The organism is Undibacterium sp. Di27W, assembly GCF_049340345.1.
GTDB lineage: Bacteria > Pseudomonadota > Gammaproteobacteria > Burkholderiales > Burkholderiaceae_D > Undibacterium.
On record NZ_JBMPOS010000006.1, the window covers coordinates 201,374 to 225,540 of the forward strand.

General features: G+C 50.4%; 13 protein-coding genes. 8 read left to right on the forward strand and 5 right to left on the reverse strand.

The genetic code is table 11. The annotated features are described in order from the left end of the window. The first annotated feature begins 7 nt into the window (after window positions 1–7). The 5 genes from ACO0LF_RS14390 to ACO0LF_RS14410 all read left to right on the forward strand — a co-directional run bounded on the left by ACO0LF_RS14390 (window position 8) and on the right by ACO0LF_RS14410 (window position 7,535). On the forward strand, window positions 8–682 hold the full coding sequence (locus ACO0LF_RS14390; RefSeq protein ID WP_423015019.1) for an HAD family hydrolase: 675 nt from the start codon (window positions 8–10) through the stop codon (window positions 680–682). A 156-nt stretch (window positions 683–838) separates the two neighbouring features. Continuing rightward, a complete protein-coding gene (locus ACO0LF_RS14395) occupies window positions 839–3,010 on the forward strand; it encodes a TonB-dependent receptor plug domain-containing protein (protein ID WP_423015021.1) in 2,172 nt (723 codons plus the stop codon). A gap of 584 nt (window positions 3,011–3,594) precedes the next feature. Then, complete coding sequence (locus tag ACO0LF_RS14400; protein ID WP_423015023.1) at window positions 3,595–3,762, forward strand: hypothetical protein; 168 nt, start codon at window positions 3,595–3,597, stop codon at window positions 3,760–3,762. Window positions 3,763–3,790: 28 nt separating this feature from the next. Continuing rightward, a complete protein-coding gene (locus ACO0LF_RS14405) occupies window positions 3,791–5,380 on the forward strand; it encodes a hypothetical protein (RefSeq protein WP_423015025.1) in 1,590 nt (529 codons plus the stop codon). Window positions 5,381–5,414: 34 nt separating this feature from the next. Next, on the forward strand, window positions 5,415–7,535 hold the full coding sequence (locus ACO0LF_RS14410) for a hypothetical protein (protein WP_423015026.1): 2,121 nt from the start codon (window positions 5,415–5,417) through the stop codon (window positions 7,533–7,535). 206 nt (window positions 7,536–7,741) lie between these two features. On the opposite strand, the gene ACO0LF_RS14415 is transcribed toward ACO0LF_RS14410, so the two are convergent. Further along, window positions 7,742–9,154, reverse strand: coding sequence for a diguanylate cyclase domain-containing protein (locus ACO0LF_RS14415; RefSeq protein WP_423015028.1), 1,413 nt, complete (start codon window positions 9,152–9,154; stop codon window positions 7,742–7,744). 556 nt (window positions 9,155–9,710) lie between these two features. Here ACO0LF_RS14415 and ACO0LF_RS14420 point away from each other — a divergent pair. Next, window positions 9,711–12,551, forward strand: coding sequence for a choice-of-anchor Q domain-containing protein (locus tag ACO0LF_RS14420; protein ID WP_423015030.1), 2,841 nt, complete (start codon window positions 9,711–9,713; stop codon window positions 12,549–12,551). 455 nt (window positions 12,552–13,006) lie between these two features. Here ACO0LF_RS14420 and ACO0LF_RS14425 read toward each other — a convergent pair whose 3' ends face one another. Both ACO0LF_RS14425 and ACO0LF_RS14430 read right to left on the reverse strand, forming a co-directional pair. Beyond that, a complete protein-coding gene (locus ACO0LF_RS14425) occupies window positions 13,007–14,752 on the reverse strand; it encodes a WD40 repeat domain-containing protein (protein WP_423015032.1) in 1,746 nt (581 codons plus the stop codon). A 224-nt stretch (window positions 14,753–14,976) separates the two neighbouring features. After that, the gene (locus tag ACO0LF_RS14430) at window positions 14,977–17,043 is read right to left on the reverse strand and encodes a hypothetical protein (RefSeq protein WP_423015034.1); all 2,067 of its coding nucleotides are present in this window, start codon (window positions 17,041–17,043) and stop codon (window positions 14,977–14,979) included. Window positions 17,044–17,502: 459 nt separating this feature from the next. On the opposite strand from ACO0LF_RS14430, the gene ACO0LF_RS14435 reads away from it, so the two are divergent. After that, complete coding sequence (locus tag ACO0LF_RS14435) at window positions 17,503–19,194, forward strand: chitinase (protein WP_423015036.1); 1,692 nt, start codon at window positions 17,503–17,505, stop codon at window positions 19,192–19,194. 123 nt (window positions 19,195–19,317) lie between these two features. On the opposite strand, the gene ACO0LF_RS14440 is transcribed toward ACO0LF_RS14435, so the two are convergent. Next, window positions 19,318–20,358 carry a cupin-like domain-containing protein gene (locus ACO0LF_RS14440; RefSeq protein ID WP_423015038.1) on the reverse strand — a complete coding sequence of 347 codons (1,041 nt, stop codon included), beginning with the start codon at window positions 20,356–20,358 and terminating at the stop codon, window positions 19,318–19,320. A gap of 123 nt (window positions 20,359–20,481) precedes the next feature. Further along, the gene (locus ACO0LF_RS14445) at window positions 20,482–22,512 is read right to left on the reverse strand and encodes a glycosyl hydrolase family 18 protein (RefSeq protein WP_423015040.1); all 2,031 of its coding nucleotides are present in this window, start codon (window positions 22,510–22,512) and stop codon (window positions 20,482–20,484) included. A 748-nt stretch (window positions 22,513–23,260) separates the two neighbouring features. On the opposite strand from ACO0LF_RS14445, the gene ACO0LF_RS14450 reads away from it, so the two are divergent. Then, window positions 23,261–24,133: a helix-turn-helix transcriptional regulator gene (locus ACO0LF_RS14450; protein WP_423015042.1), complete on the forward strand. Its 873-nt coding sequence runs from the start codon at window positions 23,261–23,263 to the stop codon at window positions 24,131–24,133. Window positions 24,134–24,167 lie beyond the last annotated feature (34 nt).

Genomic DNA, 24,167 nt, shown 5'->3' on the forward strand with positions numbered 1-24,167 from the left:
GGACAGTATGGTTCACAAATATCGCATTCGTTACCCCCCTCATCATATGGAAAAGTTAAATGATCTTTTGGCTGATGCTCAAGCAGTAGTTTTCGACGTCTACGGAACAATCGTGGAAATTCGAAATAAGCGCGGCCCATTCAAAAAACTTCTTCAACTCTTGGCAAAAAAAGGCAGGCCGCCGCAAGCGGATGATGCAGCGAAGCTGATGTCAATGTCAGCGGACCTTTCTGAAACAGCAAAATTTTTCGGCTTTGAACTTACTGCTCAAGAACTGGCACCGCTTGAAGAAGACTTGCAACTGGAGATAGACAGCTTGAGCCTGTATCCGGATACCACTTCGACACTTCTGGAATTGCGAAAAGCAGGCTTAAAAATTGCGGTATGTTCTAACCTTGCCGGACCATATGCAGCCCCCGTAATGGCACTGCTTCCGGTAACACTTGATGCATACATCTGGAGTTTTGAGGTGCGGGCAATTAAACCTGAACCCATCATCTATTCTTCGGTTAGTGATGCGTTAAATATTGCGCCATCCAAGATCTTGTTTGTTGGAGACACGCTGCTGGCTGATTATATCGGCCCCCAAAGCATTGGTATGCGCAGCGTGCATTTAAACCGGAACAACACTCCTTCGGCAAATTCTACAATTAATTCGCTGGCAGAATTGGTGAAGAATTAAACACATTACAAATGCTCATTTGGATTCCGCAAAGCTGCTTCCCGCGCTTCTGGCATAAAAACACCATTCTTGACAATACTGGCGTAGCGCCAGATAATTTTCCTGGGAGAAGACAAAACGCGTATCGTATTCACTTTATCATCAGATAAATTTCTAATGCCACGTCGTCTTCTCCTCGTTTCCTTGCTCACCATCGGCATCATTCACGCACAAAAGGAAGCCGCCGCACAGGTTGATACCACGCTGGTGGCCAAAGAATCTGCAGCGGCAGTCGCGCCAAAAGATGCAGCGCTGGCGACACCGTCCGTTGAAATCCGCGGTGCTGTCGATGCGATACGCCGCAACGAAACCGCCACCAGGATCGTCGTCACCAATGAAGAGCTGGTCAAATACGGCGACCAGAACGTGCTCGACGCGATGAAGCGCCTGCCCGGCGTGACCGTGCAAGGCACCAGTGTGCGCATGCGCGGCCTTGGCAATGGCTACACCCAGGTTCTGGTCAATGGCGAGCGACCGTCGGCTGGCTTTTCGCTTGATACGCTGGCACCAGACATGGTGGAGCGAGTCGAAATCGTGCGCGCTGCCACTGCCGAATTCAGTACCCAGGCGATCGCTGGTACCATCAACATCGTGCTCAAAAGGGCAGTTACCAAGGGAACTAGCGAAGTGAAGGTGCTCGCTGGCGGCGCCGATGGCCAACGCAACGCCAGTACCAACCTGTCTACATCGGACCGTTCGGACAAGCTGTCCTATACGCTTGGCGCCAACTTGAATTTCAACCGGAATATCAATCCGTCGTACAGCGCCGTTGAGGCCCATGCTGCCAATGGTGCGCTGACCGAAAAGCGCAACACGACTTCAGTCAACACCAGTCAAGCTGAGGGTATCAATCTCAATAGTCGCCTGAACTGGCAGCTCAAAGGAGAAGACAGCTTTACCTGGCAAACCTTTGCCAGCCAAGGCTACTTCAAAGGCAACAACGACGACCGCACCGCGACTTTGACGGAAGCGGCCTATCCTTATCCTTTGCTGGTGGCTAGCTTCGACGGCATGTTCCGCAACCTGCGCAGCGATATGAACTGGGTGGCCAAGTTCATCGACGGTGGCACGCTTGATGCCAAACTGGGCATCTCCAGTTCGGACAATGAGCGCTTCGTCGGCCGCCGGGGTCGCAACACGGCCAATGCCCTCGTGCTTGACCGCGACTACACCACGCGTGGTAAGGACCGTGGCATAAGCACTACTGGCAAATACACAGCCCCCTGGTTGAGCGGCCACGCGATCGCGTTTGGCTGGGACTTCGGCTACGCCAAATATCATGAAAACGAAGTGCAGGATGACACTGATGTGCAGCTAGACTTCAACAATAACTACGGCGCAACTATCACCCGCCTCGCTGCGTTTGCGCAGGACGAATGGGACATTACCAAGGACTTGTCGTTGTACCTCGGCGCACGCTGGGAAGGCGTGCGCACTCATGCAACGTCCATTGGCATTGATTCGGGCTCACATCTGTCGGTGCTGAGCCCACTGATGCAGGCCCTGTACAAGATCCCTGGCCACAAAGGTGACCAGCTGCGTTTCGCGCTGACCAGGACCTACAAGGCACCGGGATTGTGGCAACTGGTGCCACGCCATTTCTATAATGCGTTCAACACCGCTGTTTCACCTGACTCCAGCGGTAATCCTGAGCTCAAGCCTGAACTGGCACTGGGCATTGATGCTGCCATCGAGCACTACTGGTCCGAAGGCGCATTGCTGTCAGTTGCGGTGTCATCGCGCGAGATCGAAGGTTTGATACGCAATGAAGTACGTCTTGTCGGCGATCGCTATGTGTCAGCACCTTATAACCAGGGCAAGGCCCACGTCAGGGGTCTGGAACTGGAAGCGAAATTCCCGCTCAAGGCAGTGATGAAGGATGCGCCTGACCTTGACGTGCGTGCCAGTATCAGCCGCAACTGGTCGACTGTCGATGGTGTGCCAGGCCCTGGCAGTCGCCTCGATAACCAGCCGCGCCTCTCGGCCAACTTTGGTGCTGACATCAAACTTGGCCCATGGAATGGCGGCGGGAGCTTCTCGTATGTAGAAGGTTCATGGTCTCGTACCTCGTTGACCGATTCGCGCTTCAATTCCTCGCGACGCGATCTTGAAGCCTACCTGCTATACAAGTTCACGCCTAAGATCCAGTTGCGGATCACAGCGCGCGACCTGCTGCGCCCTGACAATGTGAGTAAATTGCGCTTCGATGGTCCGGACGGCAACTACGACAGCATGACGACCAGCCCAGTGCGTCCGGGCTGGCGCATTGCTTACGAGCATAAGCTGTAGGGCGCATAAGGACAATGCAATCATTTACCGAGTAGCAACGCACCTGTCGACGTCTATGCTTGTCCATGGCATATGGGGCCTTGGTATTCGTTTGCCAGTTGAACTGACTCCGTCAGTTCTATCCACCTTCCACTTTCTTCTTTCTAGCGGAGGCTGCCAGACAGTGTTGCGAGAGATGTACAGTCGTCTGGCGATTTCCCGTAATGGTATCTGGTCACGAATATGCCCGCGTCACATCATAGCTAAAACTCATTTCATCAATAGAATGAGATGCGTCTAGCAATGCCACGCCAATCACTCCTGTACCTGCTGATCAAGATAAGGAGCACACGCAAACCACAGCTTAAAATTTGTTTTTAAATTATCAATTGATTAAATATAAATAATGGTATATTTTACATCATAGTTTGCAGGCACTCTGAGCTTTGTCCTGGCGTCCAGCCCAATATTGCATTGATGGAATTAGCACCTCAGTATCAGAGGAACCTGCCATCCCTGGTTCCGGCAATTGCTTCAAGAAAATTGACATTAAACGTAGTCGTTCCCTGTTTGACACACTGACGCACGATTGAACTTGAGTAGCCATGTCCAATACCAGCTTATCTCACCTAGTCCCATGCACACACGGCATTTCCCCAGCCGTTGTTGATACAGATACCCGCATCACTGTCAGCGACAGCACCACTGTTTTCCGCTATAGCGCGCAATTGAACGATCTGCCATTCCGGCATGACTGGCCGTTGGCAAAATAGGTAGGCAAAGGGTGGCCTTCTGTCAGAAGTGACCATCAGTTTCTTTATCACAAAGAAAGGAATGTTTATGAAAAAAATCATCCCGCAGCGCCCGTACTTAATAAGCTTAAAAAGCTTAATAAGCTCAATCAGCTCGGCGGCTGTCATTACAATTGCTGCCTTAGGCGCCATCACTGCATTTCCCACTATGACTATGGCGCAACAGAACCCGGCTGCAGGTCCTGTCAACTGCAACGCCAGTTCTACTTGGGTCAGCAACCCGTCCTTGCCGGGCGACGTGCAGAACATCAATGATAATTGCAGTTTTCAGCAGTATATGTGGCAGACCATGCTGTACTTGGTGCAACCGGTAGCAACGGGCAGCAAGGTGCTGCAATTTGAAACCTTCATGCCTAGTTACGGCATTTTTGTTGATCCGGGCAAGACCCCGACCGCATGGGGAAAAGTACCCAAACCGACTTATTGCAAAGGGCCATCGACCTTAAAACAGAGCTTAAAACAAAACTATGTTTTTTCCAATCTGACCTTGCAGGCAGGCGTTGGACAACCATTGATCGACAAATCGCTGAATCGGGTATTTTACGGCGTATCGGTGAATAAACCGGCCTATGACTTCATCACCGGCTGCGGCTTGTATCAGGCGCAGTGTAGTTTAAGCCTTGCACCCGATCTGGTCGATCCGGCTGGTTACAAGGTGGTGGACATTCCAAGCTTGTACCCGACTTTGGCGTTTCCCACCAATTCGATGGAATTAAAAACTGCCTGGAAGATTTTGACGCCCGACGAACTGGCAGGCAAGACCTTTTATAGCACGAAAGGCTCGGTGCAGGCACCCGGCAAAACCTGCATGGAGAATGTGGATCTGGGGCTGGTAGGCATGCACATCGTGAGCAAGACGCCGAGCCAGCCGGAGTTTATCTGGGCTACTTTTGAACACCGCAACAATGCTCCGTATTGTTCCACGACTGAAGCTAAACCTCCTTTGGGCGGCAACTGGACTTTTTATAATTCCAGCTGTACTGGCAGCAGTTGCACCACCAATCATTATGCCGAAGGCAAAGCCACCCAGGTTTGCACCATGCACCCCTGGGGCGACCCCACTCTTGGCATCATGCCCAATAATTTGAATTGTGGCTCCACCCCGCCGCCTGGTTATATTTGTGAACCGGATACCCAAAAATTCGTCATACAGCCCAGCACCGCCAATTTGCAGGCATTGGATTTATCCATGCAAAAAATGCTGGCCGCATTGCCTGCGGGCGACGCCAATAAATTGTGGGCCAATTATTCACTGGTCGGCAATGTATGGACTGCCAAGGGGACATTACCGCCTCTGGTGCAGGCCCAGGTCGGGTCCTTATCGGGCGCAAACAATAGCATGGAAACCTATGTGCAAAATGGCGTCTCCAATATTCAAAATCCCTACAATTGCTTTAGTTGCCATAATCTGGATGGCAAGAACAAAGGCCAATCACTGAATGAGGCAGTAAAAGTTCAATTGCCGCCAGCGGGGCTTTCTCACATCTTCAATTTACTGAATTTGAAAACCAAGGGTTGCAGCGCAAATGTGCTGCCAAGCGACCCCATATGCGCTGCCAACGGTGGTCCTAAAAAGTAAAAACCGTGTTCAAAAAATAATGAGAGGAATTGGCATGAGCTATTTGACATATCCAAGATTGCACTTTAGCGGTGGCTTTCTGGCTGATCCAAGCACGGTGAACAATACGCCGGACAATTACACCGATGCGAATGATGAGGTGGCAAAGTTGCAGCTTTACTGGAATCCGAATGGCACCGGTATTTTTGATTTTCAAGGCTGTCTGGTCACCAAGGTAGTCTATGGTCCCGGTGATGAAACCACTGATCCCGCTGTTGATCCGGTGATCGGGCAGCCAGTTAATGCCGTCTATGCGATGGCCGCACCGAAACTGGTTGACCTCGACCCAGATCAGCAAAATACCAGCGAGATATGGGGGCTGAGCCTGCAAGTGGCAGGCATTAGCGCCAACCCGGCATCGATCAGCGATTTTGTCCGTGGTGATTATGTCGCTGGCTCGTATAACGCGGTGTGGGCGCAGGCAATCAACGGCCCACGAAGCTCGGGCAGTGGTTGCGGGGTATATCAATCAAGCCTGACCAACTTGAGCTGGACAACGACGACAACGCCACAGTCTAAATTCCTCAGCCTGCTCCAGCAACAATCGCCGAAACAATTGAGCGTCAATTTTGTGGTGAATGCGCATAATAATGCGCCTGTGATTTATCTGTTCAATACGGACACCCTGCAGGCATTGCAGAAAAAGGGCGTACCCGCCAGTATCACTGCCAAATTACTGCCCATGACCCAGTATTTCATGAACCTCGATAGTAAGGGCGCACCCGCCAACCGCGGCTGGATTCCGACTGAATCCTATGTGAATAATCGCCTCACTATTTTGTTAGGGCAAGCTGACGCTGATACCTATCGCAACACTATCCTGGCGACTACACTGGCACCTCCACCATCGCCAGTACCACCGCCCAATATCAATACCTTGTTTCCCACTGGCTTGCTGACTGGCACGATAGGACCAATGGCTACGGCGACTCCTGTGTTCTACACGCCATCACGCATGATGGCGCCGATTAATGTCCCAAATAGCTCAGCCCAGTGTAATTTTGCGCCGTTCTGCACGCAGACGCATGCCAGCGGCAATAATGGCAACGAGGTATTGATCACCGTTAATCTGGGCAATTCGCTGGCTACTGACAAACCCGGTTATAACGATCCAGCGCAAAGGTTCGGGGTTGCATTGCAAGCGCTGGGCGAACTGTTTTTGGTCTATTTTGATCAAAGTCTAGGGACAGGCATTAACTTGAGCAACGCTGTTACCATCGCCGCTTTGCCAAATGATCCAGCCCAGATGGCGCAGTTGATGACAGTGAGTGGCGGCATACTGACGGTGAAAGTCGATCCTGCCTTATTGCCACCTGGCTTGACCGTGCAACAGGCAGAACAGAAGATCCTGACGATGCCCCTGGGTCTGATGGGCAAAAAAGCGCCTGCGCCAATTATCTGGCTGGCAGAAAATATCAATGGCTATAATTTGCGGGCTGATCAGTTTGTCTTCAGGATGAACCCTGGTGTGACATCGGGACCTAACGGTGCAACGGCGCTGGTTCGCTTATACGCCACTAAGTTTGGTCAAGCTGCGGCCAATATCAGCCTCCAGGCAACGCTGATGTCGCCGGAAGACTCGGTAAAGTACACCAGCAATACCATGGGTACTGGCGGCACCTCAGGGTTGAAAAACATCGCAATACCGCAAAATGCCTTGTCCTTCAACACGGCACCTTTGCTGACCAATGCGCAAGGCATCGTCGAATTGAAAATCCTGGGCACTGACCCTGGTTTTCCGCGCGCCAGTCAAAACGTTGATGGGCAAATTTACTTTGTGCGCTACAACTTCGCTGATAAAACCATCGCACAAAGCTACACCCAGCATCCCGATGATTTGATCAGTATCCTGCTGTTTAGCCAGCAGACCTTCCCCGCTTGTCCGACCTGGGATAATTGCATCAAATTCATTCTGCCGCAGTATGCCAAGCTGTACCCTATCATGGGCCGTTTCAAGCTCAACGACTATGCTACGGTGGTTCAATATGCCGAACCTATCAGGGCGGTGCTAGCAAAACCTATGGATGATGCTCTGCATATGCCGGTCATTCGGGATTTATCGATACAGCGCACGCAAATTATCCTGGACTGGTTTGACAACCATACGCCGAAATAAGGCATGCTCCATTGCCTACATGCGCTTAAATTAAATGCAGTAGTGTAGTTTTCTGCCCGTGTGGTGGCCATCGCGATGGCCACTGCACGTGAATTGACTGCACATATAAGCAGCGCCATTTGCCAGACATGGGGCAGTATCGATACAAATCCAAAGTGGCGCAAGCTCACTGCAAATCAAGGAAGAAATTAATTGCCCGACAGACCTTACTCTACAAATGCCGCAATCGCACTGCGGCTGGATGCGCCCTGTTTTGCCTTGTACATGGCGATGTCGGCTTCTTTGAGGAATTGTTCGGCATTCGCCAGAGAATCATGAATACTGATCCCTATACTGGTGGACATCATAATCGCAGAGCCAGGTACTGGCACCTCCAGTGTGGTGACAATTTTACGGGCTAAAACCTGGGCATGTTCCAATACCCGCACACCTTCGGCAAGCACCACAAATTCATCGCCCCCAAGGCGGGCCATGGTATCGCTCTCGCGCAAGCAGCCAGAAACTCTTTTTGCGAATTCTTTTAATACCTGATCACCAGTATCATGGCCGTTAGTATCATTGATTTTTTTGAAACCGTTCAAGTCCATGAACAATAAAGCCAGGCCATTGTTTTGTCGTAGTTGCCTGACTATCGACTGATGCAAGACCTCCATAAAATGCCTACGGTTTGGCAACCCGGTCAGGCCATCTGACAAGGCCATTTCGTTCAGCGTTTCTTCCCATTTTTTACGCTCGGAAATGTCATGCAAAAACGCCGTGAATTCGATTCGGCCTGCAATATTATTCACGTTCAGGCTGACCTCGACGGAAATCTCTTTACCGTCTCTGTCAACAGCGAGAAATTCCCGCCGCGTAGTCGTTGCTGTTTTTCCACTGTTATCCAGGTGGGCCAGGATATTGACGAAGGAATTTCTAAAAACAGGTGGCACGATCAGGTCGGCAATATTGCGCCCCATGGCCTCATGACTGGTCCAGCCAAACAGAGATTCGGAAGACCGATTCCATTGTGTCACGACCCCAAGATTGTCTATCGATATCACGGCATCATTGGCATGTTCCAGAATGGTGCGTATGCGTTCTTCACTCGTGCGTAATTGTGCCTGCACACGCAGCATCTCATCAAAAGCGACTTGCTTGCCGAGCGCGGCCCCCAGGGCTGCGCCCATCAGTTCCAGCGTTTGCAAGTCTTCTTCATCAAATCCGCATGCCTGTTCTGACATGACTTTCAGAACACCAACCGGCAAGCCTCTTTCAAAAAGCGGCGTGCATATCATGGAACGAACACCGACTTTTTTGCAGGCATTTGCATCGACGCGTGGATCGGTTTCTGCATCATCACATTGCAGGATTTGTGCGCTACTGACACAGAGACCAGACAAGCTATTCGCTCTCAACAGACGCAGGCCCACATGCTGGGATATTGCACCGCTGGCAGAGCGATACACCATATAGTCACCGTCGACCAGTTCAACTACTGCACCTTTGGCATCTGTCAATTCTTGCAAGGTATTGACGACAAGTTGCATGAATGCAGTGAGATCCAGATCTGCCTGGGCGAGCAATGATTGTGTCGCTATGATGCGCTCTAAGCGGTCTAGTTGACGTTTATTCTTTTTCATCTTCCGATACCAGGCAGTTTCCAGGTTCCATTTATTTTAGGGCATTTTTGAGTGATTTCATTTTTCAATATATCGCGGAATCACCATTTTTTTGTTAATTATTGATGCTTGAGCTTTAAGGAATTTTTAAGACATTCCATGGGTTTCTATTGTGCTGTTAAAACATAAACTACTTGTGTCTTTAACCTATTTCATATTGAATATTAGTCCGGCATTTTACTGCTCTTTTTCACTACTGAATTAGTCTTTTAAAACAATTCTGCAGACCAGCTTAATAAGAAAAAGACATTAAATTGAGTGAACCAGAATTTGCTGTAAAAGGCTTCAGCCCCCCAGAGCAAACAGGCAAAACTCAACATCTCATTTCACTCTGCGTTTTTGTTGGCGTGGCACTTTTCACACTCGTTCTGGTGTTGGTTACCAATTGTAGGTTTTGGTAACAAAAAATCATTAAGATTGTGGATACATACTAAATCTGCCAGCATTTGATTTATTTTCCAACATGGCAAGCTCTTGCCTGTTACACCAGTAAGCACACTTTCAAAAGGTACAAGTAATGTACACAATTCGCCAATCTGGATGGATCTCCTGCGTGCTGCAAGTCAGCGTAGTCGCTGTGCTAAGTGCATGTGGAGGAGCAAACAATAGTACAGGTTCAAGCACCCAGCAGACGCTTACCTCAGACCCGCCACCAGTGTCTGCTGACAGCTCCTCCGCAGTTAATGCGCAGACGCAAACGGTGAACACGACAAACACCACAAACACCACAAACACCATAGCGAGCCCAGCCCCGGTGAAAGCGACGGCAGCCAGCAGCAGCCCTGCGCCGCAAGTCTTATATACTGACACACTGAGCGCGCCGACCACAGGTGGAGAAAACAACCTGGGTGGCTACCTTTCTATTTTTGGTAAAAATTTTGGCACTGCGAGTGACCTGGGTACGAACACCAGGGTGTATATCAACGACAAGGAAGTTGCCAATTATCGCTACCTGGGTAATGCAAAATCCAGCAGCAAGACAGGATTGCAGCAAATCACTGTACAGCTAGGCTCACTCGGCGGTGCAGCTGCGGGCGGCGCACTGCCTGTCAAAGTCGTCTCGAATGGCGCAGCCTCGAATACGGACAATAGTTTTACGCCTAGTTCTGGCCGGGTACTTTTCGTTTCGCTATCCGGCTCCGATACCAGCGCAGTCGCCAATAATATTGCCAAACCATGGCGCTCACTGCAAAACATGAGCACCTTGAAAGGTGCCTACTTTGCCATGCAGGCGGGTGACCAGGTTGTCATACGCGGCGGTGCCTGGCATGACAGCAATGGCCAGGATAAAACCTGGATGCGCTTTGGTAGCGGCATCTACGCCAGGAACGGTAGTCCCTCAGCCTGGATACATGTCACTGCCTATCCCGGACCTGTCAACGGCAATGCCATAGAAGATGTCCACTATACGACGCCAGCCGGTGCATCTGGCGGTATCGCCGGTCCCTGGTCTGCCATCGCAGGTACGACAGGTGAGTACATCTCGGTGTCTAATTTAAGGATGGATGTGGCTGGCGGTGCCAGCCGTGATGCTGCGCCTGTCAACTTCCAATACACCGCGGGCCCATGGCGCGTGGTGAACAATGAGCTAGGCCCCTGGATTGCAGGCAGCTCTACCACACTCAATGCCGCAGGTGTGTCTGGCCATGGCAACGGCAACAAGATTTTAGGTAACAACATCCATGATATTGCCGGCACAACTGAGCTGCAAAACCATGGCATTTATGCAGACACCACGGCGCAAAACTGGGAAGTTGCCTATAACTGGATACACAATATCACCGGCGGCTCGGCTATACAGTTCAATGACAACGAAGGTGGTGCAGGTTCCTACACCCTGCCCCATGGTGGCATCTGGCAGGGCTTTACCGGTATACGCATACATCATAACTGGCTGGAAAACGCCGCGAAATACGGCATCAATTTCAATGACCAGGGCAGCACCCACAAGGGCACGTATGAAGCCCAGAGCTGGAACAATGTCATCACCGGCACCAGGCTCTACCCGATACGCATCAACTCAACCGCCACGACGCAAAACATGTGGTTTGCCTACAATACGGTGTATAACGCCATGACAGGCGCTTCTGGAAATAAAGCCTACATCATGGATGAAGGCTTTGGTAGTGGTGCAGGCATACGCAACAAGTTCTACAATAATATTTTTGCCTTTGGTCCTGACACCCAACCGGGCACAACCTGGCTGATTGATTACAGTACGCCATCAACCACCACCAGCTACGACTTCAAACAAAACCTGTACTTCAGCAATGGGCAAATTGTGCCATTGCCCGGCACACTGGGCGACAACCTGGCCATCTCCGGCAACCCGCAGTTCAAGAATGTAGCGACAGCCAACTATACTTTGCTGCCAACCAGCCCGGCGGTGGACGCAGCTACCCAGCCGGGTATTTTTGCCGTCAATGATGACATCAACAATACCCTGCGTCCGCAAGGCATGAGCAAGGACATAGGTGCTTTCGAACTCAGCGGCGCGGTGATACCTACCCCGACTCCTGTGAATGGCATGTGCGGTACGGCTAACGGGCAGTCGTTCAGCGCGTCACCCAGCAGCCAGCTTTGCTCCTCAGGCATCGCCTCACTGGTTTCATCTACAAGTAGCGGCTGGGCATGGAGCTGCGCTGGCAGCAATGGCGGCACAACGGCAAGCTGCAGTGCCAACCTGGTCAGCAACCCTGACCCATCCACCCCGCCCAGTGTGCGCCAGCAATACTCGGGGGTGATCACGGCAGGAACCAGCAAGCATCAATTATCCAGTGCTGTGTCAGCAGGCAACTGGATACTGGTGACCGTGGGCGTGAACAATAATGCCTTAGGCGTATCTGGCACCTTGTCCGACAATCAGGGGCATGCCGATATCAATTCTTTCACCTCGCTGGGCCGCATCTATGTCGATGGCATGGGGACCGATCTGTATGCAGCAAAGGCCGCCACATCCGGTGTCTACACCCTGAGCGTTGGCATCCCCAACCAGGGCAGCATACATATGGTGGAAATCCAGAATGCCGACGCGCTTACTTTACTGGATGTACCGACAGAAACCAGCTCAGGCCCACGCTTTGCATCTACGACCCTGTCTTCACAAACACAAGTCAGCACCAAAGCCAATGATCTGGTGCTTGCACTGGTTGACCTGGGCATAGGCAATGCCATCCCATTCAGCCCGAACGGCGCCTGGCAACTGCTGAGCCCTGAGGCAGGCACCTATATCACTTCACGCATCTATGAACAGCGCCCTAACGCCACTGGCACATTTGGCATTTCCGGTACGGTAGGCGGCAGCGGTGCTGGTTACCCTGGCTGGGAAACCGTACTCATCGTCGTAAAAGGACAGTAGTTATTATTATCTGGGCAGCATCGGGATGCGCAGAAATTATTGCCATAATTTTTACAGGAAAAACTGAAGTAAAAATAATCCCGGCCAGATGATCACCTTTAAAAAACCGCCCTTGCCAGGGCAGTTTTGCATTGGTTTTGATTAAATGCGATCAGGTCAACGGATGCGAGAGTTTAGATGAGAAATACAACCGAAATTAAACGAGTTTACAAGGGAAGACCCGGCAGTATCCAAACTTCGACACATCCAAGTCAAAATCGCCCGACATGATAGATGCGCATATCACCCAGGATGAGCGATATTTTCCTTATCACCAAAGGGGCAAGTCACATTCAAAGCGGGATATCAGAGAGGATTATGCCGACTAATTTTCTTCAACTGAATGCTGAAAAAGGTAACTGACTATCGCCATATTCAAATCGCCTGACTATCAACTCAGTTCAGCATTACTACAATCAAGATATTGTAGGTCGCAATCCTAAGGTTTTTGTATTCAAACTCCAATCAACTCCAAAGCCATTAGCATTTCTTGGCTCAATATACTGAACAACTTCTGAATAATTTTCGGGCACCTTATACCCATAAGTTTTCACGATTACACCGCTCTTGCAATTCCAAAGAATTAATTGTCGATCTTTTCCTCCTGTAAGAAGAAAATTTTTATTGGGACTGATTGCTGCACAAGTAAGATATTCTCTATGCCCCTTCAAAATATATTCACACTCGTTCGCATGCACATCCCAAATCTCGGCAGTTGGTGCATTCTTATCTCGAACAATGACTTTCGAATCATATATACAAACTGGCATTCGCAAGTTTCTTTTGAAATTCTCTTTAAAAAATACAGTTTCCCTATTAGTTTCCAGGTCCCAGGATTTCACTAAAAATTGTCGGTCACGCTCATCCTTAACATAATAATAGATGCTATTTTCAATTTGCGTCGTCATTGTATTGGACAGATTTTTACCAAAAATCGAGTCAATGACATCTATCCGTTTTAGGCACGCATCACTGTCAACATCCCAAATGCACATAGTTTTATCTTCAGAAATAGAAATAAAACTTCTGGCTCCAGAAAGAAATTTCAGCGTGACGACCTGCCTCTCATGTCCTTTATAGGAGAACTTACAAATACCTGTTTGCGTATCCCATAAGCGTATCACTGGCGGATTTATATACAAAGGAGTAGATTCGACAGATATAGCAAAGCGACCATCGGGACTTAGATCCAGACTCGCAACACCATCTGTGTGATTAGCAAACACGTTCAAGCATTGGCCGCTGCAAATATTCCAAAATCTTGCCGTGCCATCTGAAGAGCCAGAAAGTGCATAGAGTCCATCGTGGGAAAAGGCCAGGGAGGTAATACTTCCAACATGCCCTTGAAATACTCGTATGCAAACTCCCGTTTCAACATCCCAGTACCTCAACATGGCGTCGGTTGAGCTTGATAAAATAAAACGGCCATCTTGAGAGAAAATCACATTGGTTATTTCCCCAAAATGCCCCGCCTCCATTAAATTCTCTTGAAAATTGTCACGCTTTTCGTTAGCTGCCTCAGATTTATAGGATGCAGGTAAAAGTGCAAAAGTAGGAACCAAGAATCTAAGTCCAGTATGAATTTCTTCAATTTCTACTTGCGCAATAAATCGCCTAACTTCATGCCACTCACCTATTCTCAAAATATTGCCACGACGAAGACTGCTCTCACCAAGGAAGTTGAATTCAACTTCCTGACCAACATAAAGCAGCTTAATAATTTCTTCGCTACTTAACACATCTTCGTCGCCCACTATACTAACGACAACCGACTCATGCGATTCAATGTTCAGATGTTCAACATGAAAAACACCTGCACTCTCAAAGGCTGCCAATAATTTCAAATGCGGCAAAAAATAATCACTATATTGATCTTCAGGCGAAATATACACAGAACTAATAATTGGAAAACTGTTTCTCTTATAGCAATTGACCCAAGATTCAATTTCTCGAGTTAACGCTCGAAGACCTGGCCGCGAAATAATGGCGTCTAATTTTCCTAAGGTGATTGCACCCTCACACAATATGGGAAAAATAAAGTCAGGATCGATTTGTGTTAACACCCGAACAAATAGCTCTGCCGCATCACTTTCATGCCCGGTAACATATAAATAAACTTCAGCGTTCCATAATTCAGATTTTATCTTTTCAATATCCAGCATTTCAAACCTTAACAAGATTAGTAGGACTTACGCAAAATTGTCCCCACAAGGTGCAACAACGAAGACAGTACTTTAGTACAGCTAGGAGCTACAACACAGTTGGGGCGATTTTGCATTGGTTTTGATTAAATGCAATCAGGTGAATGCATAAGCCCAAGCTCATCGCCGCCGTCTATCTTGGAGGGAGTATCGCTTGCACCATGGCACTCCCTATAGATGATTGGCTATCCCCGTGAAACCGTACCATCGCCATACTCGTCTATCGCAGGGTCAAGATTTTGCGGTGAATGAAGAATAGCCGGGCCCCTGGAACAGGCTTGACGTGTCAGATATTCTGTCAATCCTTCGGCCAGCACTGCGGGTGGAATGATCGCCTTCATTTCGTTCAACAACTCTTCGGTCGCCCTGACTATCCATTCCACGCTGCGGTATTTTGGTGAGACGATCTGGATGTTTTGGGAATCAGTCTGATCAAAAAACCCATGCTGCAATTTATGTCTGACATAAGAAAGTGCCGTGATGCCAGGGATCGTGCGCTGTTCCAGATAGGCTTGTTTGCCACTCTCATCATAACGGACGACGATATCCGGGAATTCATATCCCTCATCTTCCAGCAACGCTTCGCTGACGATGTTTGGCAACAGCGGCCTGGCGTCTTCATGGCCCACTTCGAACAAAAGTATTTTCTTGAGCTTCTTCAGTTCTTTTTGTTCTTCTGTATCCGTCTTTTTAATGGCGATCGTCGGGAAGTACTCGCGGATGAAGGCATTGGATGTGTTGATCAGTTCATCCCTGCTTGTTTCTGGTCTATGCTGGAAAAACCGGTCGTCCATGTCCATCATCTTCCAGGCATGGTTCAGATCGTGGATGAGGAATTCCAGTGGAGATTGCCAGAATTCATCGACATACACAGGCTCGGTTGATACACCGATAAAATACACCGGCGTACCGCGTATTTTCATGAGGTCAGTAGCAGAAATATTATCAAAAGTCGGGATGATGATGACTTCAGGGATCCTGTGCATCAGCGCTTCATAACGGTACCAGTATTTCTTTTGAAAATGCGTACTCAGGTTCTTCTCTGTGCGGCATGCCACATCAAAAAATCCCACCGCCTCAAACAGGATACGTAGTGTTGGCGCATACGGGCACATGGCACCATTCTGTAGGGTGACATGATGGAATTTATGCAGCAACTGGTCCCGCATAAAGGAAAGTGCAGGATTATTGAGGCACTTCTCATCCATCGCCGGTAGCATCATCTGGCTACGGAAATAGTCAACCACGGGCAACAATTCCATGACAGAGGTATCGAGACTGTTGTCATGCGACTCGAACCGTGTGCGCAATTCTTGGTATAAGTCGACAGAATTTCTGACCCAATCCCGTATCCATTCATGATGGGAAATACCTTGCGTCCGGGTGAAATTTTTTGCCACCAGTGCAGCGGCAATCTGCTTATGATGACCAAAGGCGAATGCGCCTTCTTTTGCGTTTGGCGTTGTCATCACGCTCTCAGGCAACCACCTTCCCTGTATGCCCGCTGTGTCTGTGGTGTCGGCAATCTCTACCAAAAACCCAATAGTGTCGACGATATGGCGTGGGTCTGATGGGACGGCAATTTCTTTGAGATGGTCGCGATAGCCGTGCGTGACGGTTCTGTCCATGTAGATGCGGGCCTGGTTTTTTGTCTGGTTTTTTGCTTCGTTTTTTGCTTCACTTTGCACAAAATAATATTTACGCCCATCTGCTTCTGCAATTCCATATTCTGGCGCGATAGCGCCAAAAACTTTGCTACCTGTTACCCGCAGTGCTGCAAAAATATTGGCTGGAATGCCAAGACCATTGTGTTCATCTTCATCCTGCAACAAGCCACCTGGCAAAGCGATACCCTCAGGGAAAATCGTCCTGTCCAGCGTCAGAAATTCACGGCCACTTTGCCCATCGCGCATCACCAGCACATCAACCGTCTTGCGCACCATGACGCCCTGATCTATGCGCTGTTTTGCCAGGGCTTGAAGCCGCGTATCCGACAACAAGGCTTGCACGGCAGCCGACTCACGGGCTAATTCCAGATATTTTGCGATGCAATCTTCCATGCCACTCTTGCGGGCCGGGTCACGCAAACGATGGAACCAGTAAATCATGTACAGCAGCGATTCTGCATACAGGCTGGCTGGATAGTTTTGCGTATTGAGGCTGACCGCATAGTTATCCAGTATGGCAAGAACAAGATCCCTTGCGTTATCTGCTGACAAGTCGGGGAAGGAAGCTGAAGATTGGATGATCATTTCTGTAGACTCATTGTTATCCGATAGCCCGGAGTTTGGTGCAGACATTATCATGCTTTCGCCTTTCGCGATGGCAGTAAACCATTGCTGAGGTTTGCTGTCTATCAAGCTATCTATCAGGTTATCTGGTCGACACTGGCGATGACGCAATTCAGTTGCTGGCTGGTTCGCCAAATCTTCGTAATACCAGTGATGCTAACAGGCACACTGGTCTGATCAAGCATCATCAAAAAACGCTAGCAAAATGGCTTTACAGTCTTACTGCAACAGTATTGTATTTCCGAAAACTAAGTGGTATTTAAGTGGCCAGATAATAGTAAAACCAGTTGACCACCGCATTGCTGACACACATGCTGAATCTCTGGGTGGCTGGTTTGCGATAAGACCAAGCATCCCGGGACTGCATTTTTTAGGAGTCAACACATTTTCTGAATTCACAAAATCATGGGGGAGACGGCAATGGAAAATACAACTTTAAGAAACTTGATTCGAAACATGCTGCTGTGCGCGACCAGCGGTGGTTTGCTGGTGGCATGTGGTGGCGGCAGTGACACTGCTGGTAATGGAGCTGGCCCGGGAACCACACCGCAAGCCCCGCCTGCTGTCGCGTCTACAGCTTGCTATGCCGCCTGGGATGCAGCAACGGCCTACAATGGCGGTGCTTTGGTCAGTGCGGGCGGCAATAATTATGTCGCGAACTGGTGGACGCACAATGAAAACCCTGCGACCAATAGCGGAGCCTCTGGCAGTGGCAAACCCTGGACGACAAAAGGTGCATGTGATACCACGCCAACGCCTACGCCTACGCCTACGCCGACTCCAACACCTACCCCCACTCCAACACCGACTCCAACACCGACTCCAACGCCCACACCAACCCCGACACCTACGCCGACTCCCACACCAACTCCGACGCCAACACCAAACTGTTCTGCGTATGTCGCTGGCACTCAATATCTTGCCGGAAGAGTGGTCAGTAATGCAGGCGGCTACTATCGTTGCGACGTGGCGGGCTGGTGTTCGACCGGGGCATCGGCTTATGAGCCTGGTGTAGGCTGGGCCTGGACCAGCGCATGGACATCAGTCACTGCGAATGCCTGCCCGACGCCGACGCCAACTCCGACTCCGACGCCAACTCCGACTCCGACGCCCACACCAACTCCCACTCCTACTCCGACACCTACGCCCACTCCTACGCCAGTCCCTGGCCTGGCCAAACATGCGCTGGTAGGTTACTGGCATAACTTTACCAATCCCAGCGGCAATACCTACCCTATCGCGCAAGTCAGCAATGACTGGGATGTTATTGTTGTGTCGTTTGGTGACAATGCCGGTGGTGGCAATGTGAGCTTTACGCTGGACCCAGGTGCCGGTAGCGAAGCGCAATTTATTACGGATATCAAGACCAAGCAGGCGCAGGGCAAAAAAGTCGTGTTGTCACTGGGTGGCCAGAATGGCTCAGTCTCGGTAGGCTCAGATGCAGAGGCAACTAACTTCGCCAACAGCCTGTACGACATTATGAGCAAATATGGTTTTGATGGTATTGATCTTGACCTTGAAAACGGCGTCGCACAGGGTGCAGCTATCCAGACTTATCTGCCTGTCGCCGTCAAGAAACTGAAAGCCAAAGTGGGGGCGAACTTCTACCTGTCGATGGCACCGGAATGGGTGTATGTGGAAGGTGGCTTTACCTCCTACGGTTCTATCTGGGGTGCCTACATCCCCATCATCAATGCGCTGCGTGATGAGCTGACTATCCTGCATCCTCAGTATTACAACAATGGGGATATCTATACACCTTACCAGGCTGCGCCACTCAGGGCGGGGTCGGCAGACCAACTGGTGGGCACGGCAAAAATGTTGATCGAGGGCTTTACTTATGCTGGCAATACCTTTGCCGGTCTGCGCCCTGACCAGGTGGCTTTTGGTGTACCGTCTGGCCGTAGCTCAGCCAATTCCGGCTTTACCACTTCAGCAGATGTCAGTAATGCGCTGAACTGTTTAACCAGGCTGCTGAATTGCGGCACCATCGTCCCCAAACAAGCCTACCCTGGCTTCAGAGGAGTCATGACCTGGTCTATCAACTGGGATAAGCATGATGGCTATAATTTCTCAGCACCGACCAAGGCTGTCTTGAAAACTCTGCCTTGATGTGAAAATGCGTTGAAATGCCTTGCCTGTCAGATGACAGGCAAGGCATGAATAGCTGATACAAAAAAACTGCGCTCCGACATTTTCCGGAAGCGCAGTTTTCTTCTTAAGAACGACTGTTGATCAGAAGTCGTGGTTGGCCGGATAATTACTGAAGAAATCATTATCCCAGCGAAAATTCGTCGCGGCGATGGTGACAGAAATATCCAGTGATTCTACAAAATGCCACCAGCCTACAGGCAGGAAGAGTATCTCGCCTGGTTCCAATATACATTCCAGCACAGGCACATCCCGCATCTGGGGGAAGCGTGTAAGATCGATGTTGCGGCCATCCACCGGCGTAAAGCAGTGGCGCTCATTTTGCAGCCTGGCGAGGTGACAGGGCGCGATAAGTTTGACGCGTTTGCGCCCCATGATTTGCATCATGAAATTATTGGTCAGGTCATGGTGGAAAGGCGTAATCGTCCCGGCCGGACCAAACCAGAAAAAGCCCTGCTTGCCCTGATCTGTCTTCAGGTATTCTGGCAATGAGGGTACGTCTTCCCATAATTCATTAAGTGCTTTGCGGTTGCTGGAGTCATTATTGGCGGTCATGTACATATCGTTGCTGTGACCGTTGTTTTCCACCAGATCGACATAATCGCCAAAGCGCATCTGGCGCTTGTGGGCGATGCTGTTCATTTCATAATTGGCGTCGCTATTGCGGCCAAATTGCACTTCCACCTGACGTTCAGAAAAATGCTCACGGAACCAGGGCAGATTCCAGCGGCTGCGCGCCGGGCAATCATTGAGCATGTCGGTAATGATGACGGGGCGGTTTTGCTGATAATAATCATGCAAAAACTGTTCGCCAGATAATTGATGTTGACGCTCCAGTGCAAGCGGTTCTATCTGATCAAGTTTGGCAGTAATAGCCAACACCCAGTCGCGCTTGTCCAGGCGGTTCTTGAGTCTTTGCACGCCTTGAAAATAAGGGCTGGACAAAGCCGCACTGATTTCCAGCCTGGCTGTGTGAAGGCTGAAGGAATTTTGTTGCAAGACATTTTCCAGGGTGGCCGGATGCGCGCCGAGTAGCAGATTTTCTGCGATCCAGCGACGCCAGTCATCACTCATGGACTGAGGTGTTTGACTTGCTGCTGCATGCAACCCAAGTTGTGCATTCATTTGCTTTCCTCTCGCTGAAAAAACTGCGGATGTGATTGTGGATCATACTCACATCCGCAGCCCTACACTATTAATGGGCTATAGAGGGACTATAAAGCGACTATAGCTTGCCACTAATCAGGCTTATCGCCCTTTCCAGACTTCGCTACCCAGGGCACCGCCAGCATCACCATCCAGTTCCCAGGTAAATGCGCCACGCAGGTTCTGGTCACGCACATACTTCATTTTAATGGCGATGACAGCCGGGTCATCATAACTCCACCATTCGCCATTATTGGTCAACAGCATCAACTGCTTGGTCACGGGGTGCAGGGTGCGCGTACCGGTCTTGTTTTTCAAGACCTTGTAGTCTTCTATCCCTGCTTCATAGGTGGCCGCTGCTGGCCCACCTGTTGCCTGGTACAGGCCATTGCCATTTGGCCCGGCACTGACAGTTTTCCAGCCGCGCCCGTAAAACGGAATACCCAGCAAGATTTTATTGCGTGGCATACCGGCTGTGACCAGGGTCTGGATGGCATCATCGCTATTGTACTTGGCAAGCACACCCGTCGATGGGTCTGCAGGGTCATGGTACAGCGGTGAATGGAAGTTGGTGGTGTTTTCCCAACCGCCATGGAAGTCATAGGTCATGACATTCACCCAATCCATATACTGGCTATACAAGGCAGGTTCGGTCTGGGCGATCTTTTCAGTGCCCGCACCTATCGCTGCAGTCAGTGCATAACGCTTATTGTCGAGAGCCCCTTGCGCATCGAGTTGCGCGCGGAATTCTGCCATCAACAAAGTGAAGTTATGCTTGTCATTGGCAGCATCCACCGTGTTGTATGGCTGCCCGCCACCACCTGGATATTCCCAGTCGATGTCGATACCATCAAACACGCCTTTCGCCGCACCAGGACCACCGCGCCCATCCTGCACAGGCAAATCACCTGCGATGAATTGCTTGACGCAAGACTTCGCCAATTGCTTGCGCAAGGCATCTGTCTTCGCTGCTGCCGAGAAGTATCTTGACCACGTCCAGCCACCGATTGAAATGAATACTTTCAGGTTTGGATGTGCTGCCTTGAGTAATTTCAGTTGTGCAAAATTACCGGTGAGATTGGCATCCCAGGGTATGGTTTTGCCATCGACGGTGCGCGCAGGCTGACGCTGATAATCGGCAAAGGCATCACCGCCGGTACCAGCATCGGCAGGCGGCGGGTTGTTATTACCCGTCTCTGTCCTGGTGACCATATCGCACTCATAGCCACCATTTTTTGCATACACATTGCCAAAGGCATAGTTAATGAAGGTCAGTTGATCAGCCACGCTGGTCTGCACGCCATTGACTGGCGTCTGCGTGGTGTGAATATCTGCCACTTCATAGGCGCGGCCATACACGCCCCATTGCGCAAAGTAGGAACCAACTTCGCGCCCGCCGACTGGCGTCGGCGTCGGAGTCGGAGTCGGTGTCGGTGTCGGTGTCGGTGTCGGTGTCGGTGTCGGTGTTGGTGTTGGTGTTGGTGTTGGTGTTGGTGTTGGTGTTGGTGTTGGCGTTGGCGTCGGCGTTGGCGTCGGCGTCGGCGTCGGCGTTGGGCAGGCACTGACAGTCACAGAAGTCCAGGCACTGGTCCAGGCCCAGCCTACACCAGGCTCATAGGCAGAAGCACCGGACGAGCACCATCCCGCGACATCGCAGCGATAATAGCCGCCAGCATTGCTGACGACACTACCTGCCAGATAACTGGTCTTCGCCACATAAGGTGCGCATCCTGGTGTGGGAGTGGGTGTCGGTGTCGGTGTCGGCGTTGGCGTTGGTGTCGGAGTGGGCGTAGGTGTTGGTGTTGGCGTCGGGGTTGGTGTGGGAGTTGGAGTGACCGCACTTACTTCCCATGGCCCCCACTGATCCGCTCCCGGTACATTCCCTTGCGTCCACCACTTGGCCTTGTAGGTAATGCCCTGGTAGGTAACGCAATTGCCCTGGGTATAAATCTGGATATTGCTCCAGACTTGGCAACTGCTGGGCACCTCTGCTGGCGGCATTGCCACATGCGCGCCTACTTTGGGTGTGTCTGTCAAATTGCTGGTGTTATTTCCACCGCCGCAGGCTGCCAGCATACCGCCGACCAGACTGAGCATGAGGTGATTAATGCGAATTCCAGTTCTATGTCTCATCCTATTCCCCCTGAACTGTTGATAGAGAAATGCCCCGATTCTGTGAGGTCATTTCGGGTTTGTGGTCTCATTTTTGTCCGAAACCGATTCCAAGATGTTGCTTAAATATGAGGCGGTCAAGTGGTTTTTTTTGAAATAAAATATTGTTACAAAAGAAGAGTCCAATTAAGAAAGCTGCAATTTGGAAAATAAAAACTGTGAGGCGTAGCGATGAAATTGGTATCAATAATTAGATACCTTAACAATACCAATAATTACAATTAGCCAAAGTGGTATTATTGCGAAAATGCAGCTACCAGATGGCTGGACTTATTTCTGCTCGCCGGAGAATTTGCAGGACTGAATAGATATGCAATTGAAGCTTGCCAATGAAAATCCAGCATCCACGAATGACAGGACAGGTTTTACCATCTGGAAAAAGACGCCCCTCTTTTCGCCCAGCCTATGCTGACAATAAAGTTGCAAGGCCTGGCCTGTACCTTGCTGCGACCGTTGCTGCGACTGTTGCTGCCAGTCTTGCTGCCACTCGCCCGACTCCTCCTACTGTGGCACAGGGAAGTTTAAAAAATTTGACTGGCCTGGCACCAAATTCGACTTGTACAGCACAGAGTCAGATCGCTACGGCAGCTATACTGAGCTTGTTTACATCACCAGCTGCGGACATGCCTGCTCACTCATATTTCTACTTGCTGTCTCATACCCTGGTCATTGCAAAGTCCCGGCTGAGCAGCGCCGCAAGGGGCGCAATTTGACTAGCCACATCGTCGATGAACAGAACAAGGCTCTCACAACAAGAGAGATACATGCCAGAAAAGGTATAGGTATTGCCGCTCACGTCATACAGGGAAACGGGCTGGAGGTAAGACGCATTCATGTACAGCACCCCTCACTCATCATCGTTGAGAAAGGCAGCAAATCTGTGCGGGCTGATCTTGGTGACTGTGTTCAGGCAAAAGCCGGGCAAGCCATACTGCTTGGTGGAAATCAAATCCTTGATTTCACCAACCTGCTGGAAGCTGGCATGACTTATGAAGCGCGCTGGCTGGTCTTTGATGTGACATTACTTGAAGACTCTTATTATCGCTGCCAGGCAGAAGCGCTGGAAGCCAGCAAGCAGAGTCAGGCACCGGTGCGCCTGATTCCAGAAGTCAGGGATAGTTTGCGCAGTGCCTTTGGGTGCGCATGGCATGCGCTGGTTAGCGGCAATGGCATCCCGGATGCGGTAGCGCGCCAGCGCGCTCTTGAGGTGCTGCACTGGCTGATGGAAGAAGGCATAGCACTGCGCAATCCCAAATTGATCGAGAATGTGTCGCGCAAGGTAAGGGACTTGATTACCCAGTCTTTGGACTATGCATGGACGGCTGAACGCATCGCCAGGGAGCTGGCGCTGTCAGAAGCAACGCTCAGGCGTCGCCTCGCAGCAGAGGGCAATACGCTTACGGATTTGCTGGTGGATGTACGTATGGCAACGGCACTCACACTCTTGCAGGCAACAACGCAGCCAGTATCTGCAATAGCCCTAGCGCTTGGATATGAGTCACCGTCCCGCTTTGCAATCAGGTTCCGGCAGCGTTTTGGCTTCGCGCCGACCACTGTGCGTGGACATCAGCGGGCGTGCTGAGTTTTCAACTTCTGTTTTTGACTTCCATAATCTC

What these genes read in the sequence shown, in the direction of transcription:
- ACO0LF_RS14435 (WP_423015036.1), top strand. Translation starts at nt 17,503, where the DNA reads ATGGAAAATACAACTTTAAGAAACTTGATTCGAAACATGCTGCTGTGC.
- ACO0LF_RS14415 (WP_423015028.1), bottom strand. Translation starts at nt 9,154, where the DNA reads ATGAAAAAGAATAAACGTCAACTAGACCGCTTAGAGCGCATCATAGCG.
- ACO0LF_RS14390 (WP_423015019.1), top strand. Translation starts at nt 8, where the DNA reads ATGGTTCACAAATATCGCATTCGTTACCCCCCTCATCATATGGAAAAG.
- ACO0LF_RS14420 (WP_423015030.1), top strand. Translation starts at nt 9,711, where the DNA reads ATGTACACAATTCGCCAATCTGGATGGATCTCCTGCGTGCTGCAAGTC.
- ACO0LF_RS14430 (WP_423015034.1), bottom strand. Translation starts at nt 17,043, where the DNA reads ATGATCATCCAATCTTCAGCTTCCTTCCCCGACTTGTCAGCAGATAAC.
- ACO0LF_RS14400 (WP_423015023.1), top strand. Translation starts at nt 3,595, where the DNA reads ATGTCCAATACCAGCTTATCTCACCTAGTCCCATGCACACACGGCATT.
- ACO0LF_RS14425 (WP_423015032.1), bottom strand. Translation starts at nt 14,752, where the DNA reads ATGCTGGATATTGAAAAGATAAAATCTGAATTATGGAACGCTGAAGTT.
- ACO0LF_RS14410 (WP_423015026.1), top strand. Translation starts at nt 5,415, where the DNA reads ATGAGCTATTTGACATATCCAAGATTGCACTTTAGCGGTGGCTTTCTG.
- ACO0LF_RS14445 (WP_423015040.1), bottom strand. Translation starts at nt 22,512, where the DNA reads ATGAGACATAGAACTGGAATTCGCATTAATCACCTCATGCTCAGTCTG.
- ACO0LF_RS14440 (WP_423015038.1), bottom strand. Translation starts at nt 20,358, where the DNA reads ATGAATGCACAACTTGGGTTGCATGCAGCAGCAAGTCAAACACCTCAG.
- ACO0LF_RS14395 (WP_423015021.1), top strand. Translation starts at nt 839, where the DNA reads ATGCCACGTCGTCTTCTCCTCGTTTCCTTGCTCACCATCGGCATCATT.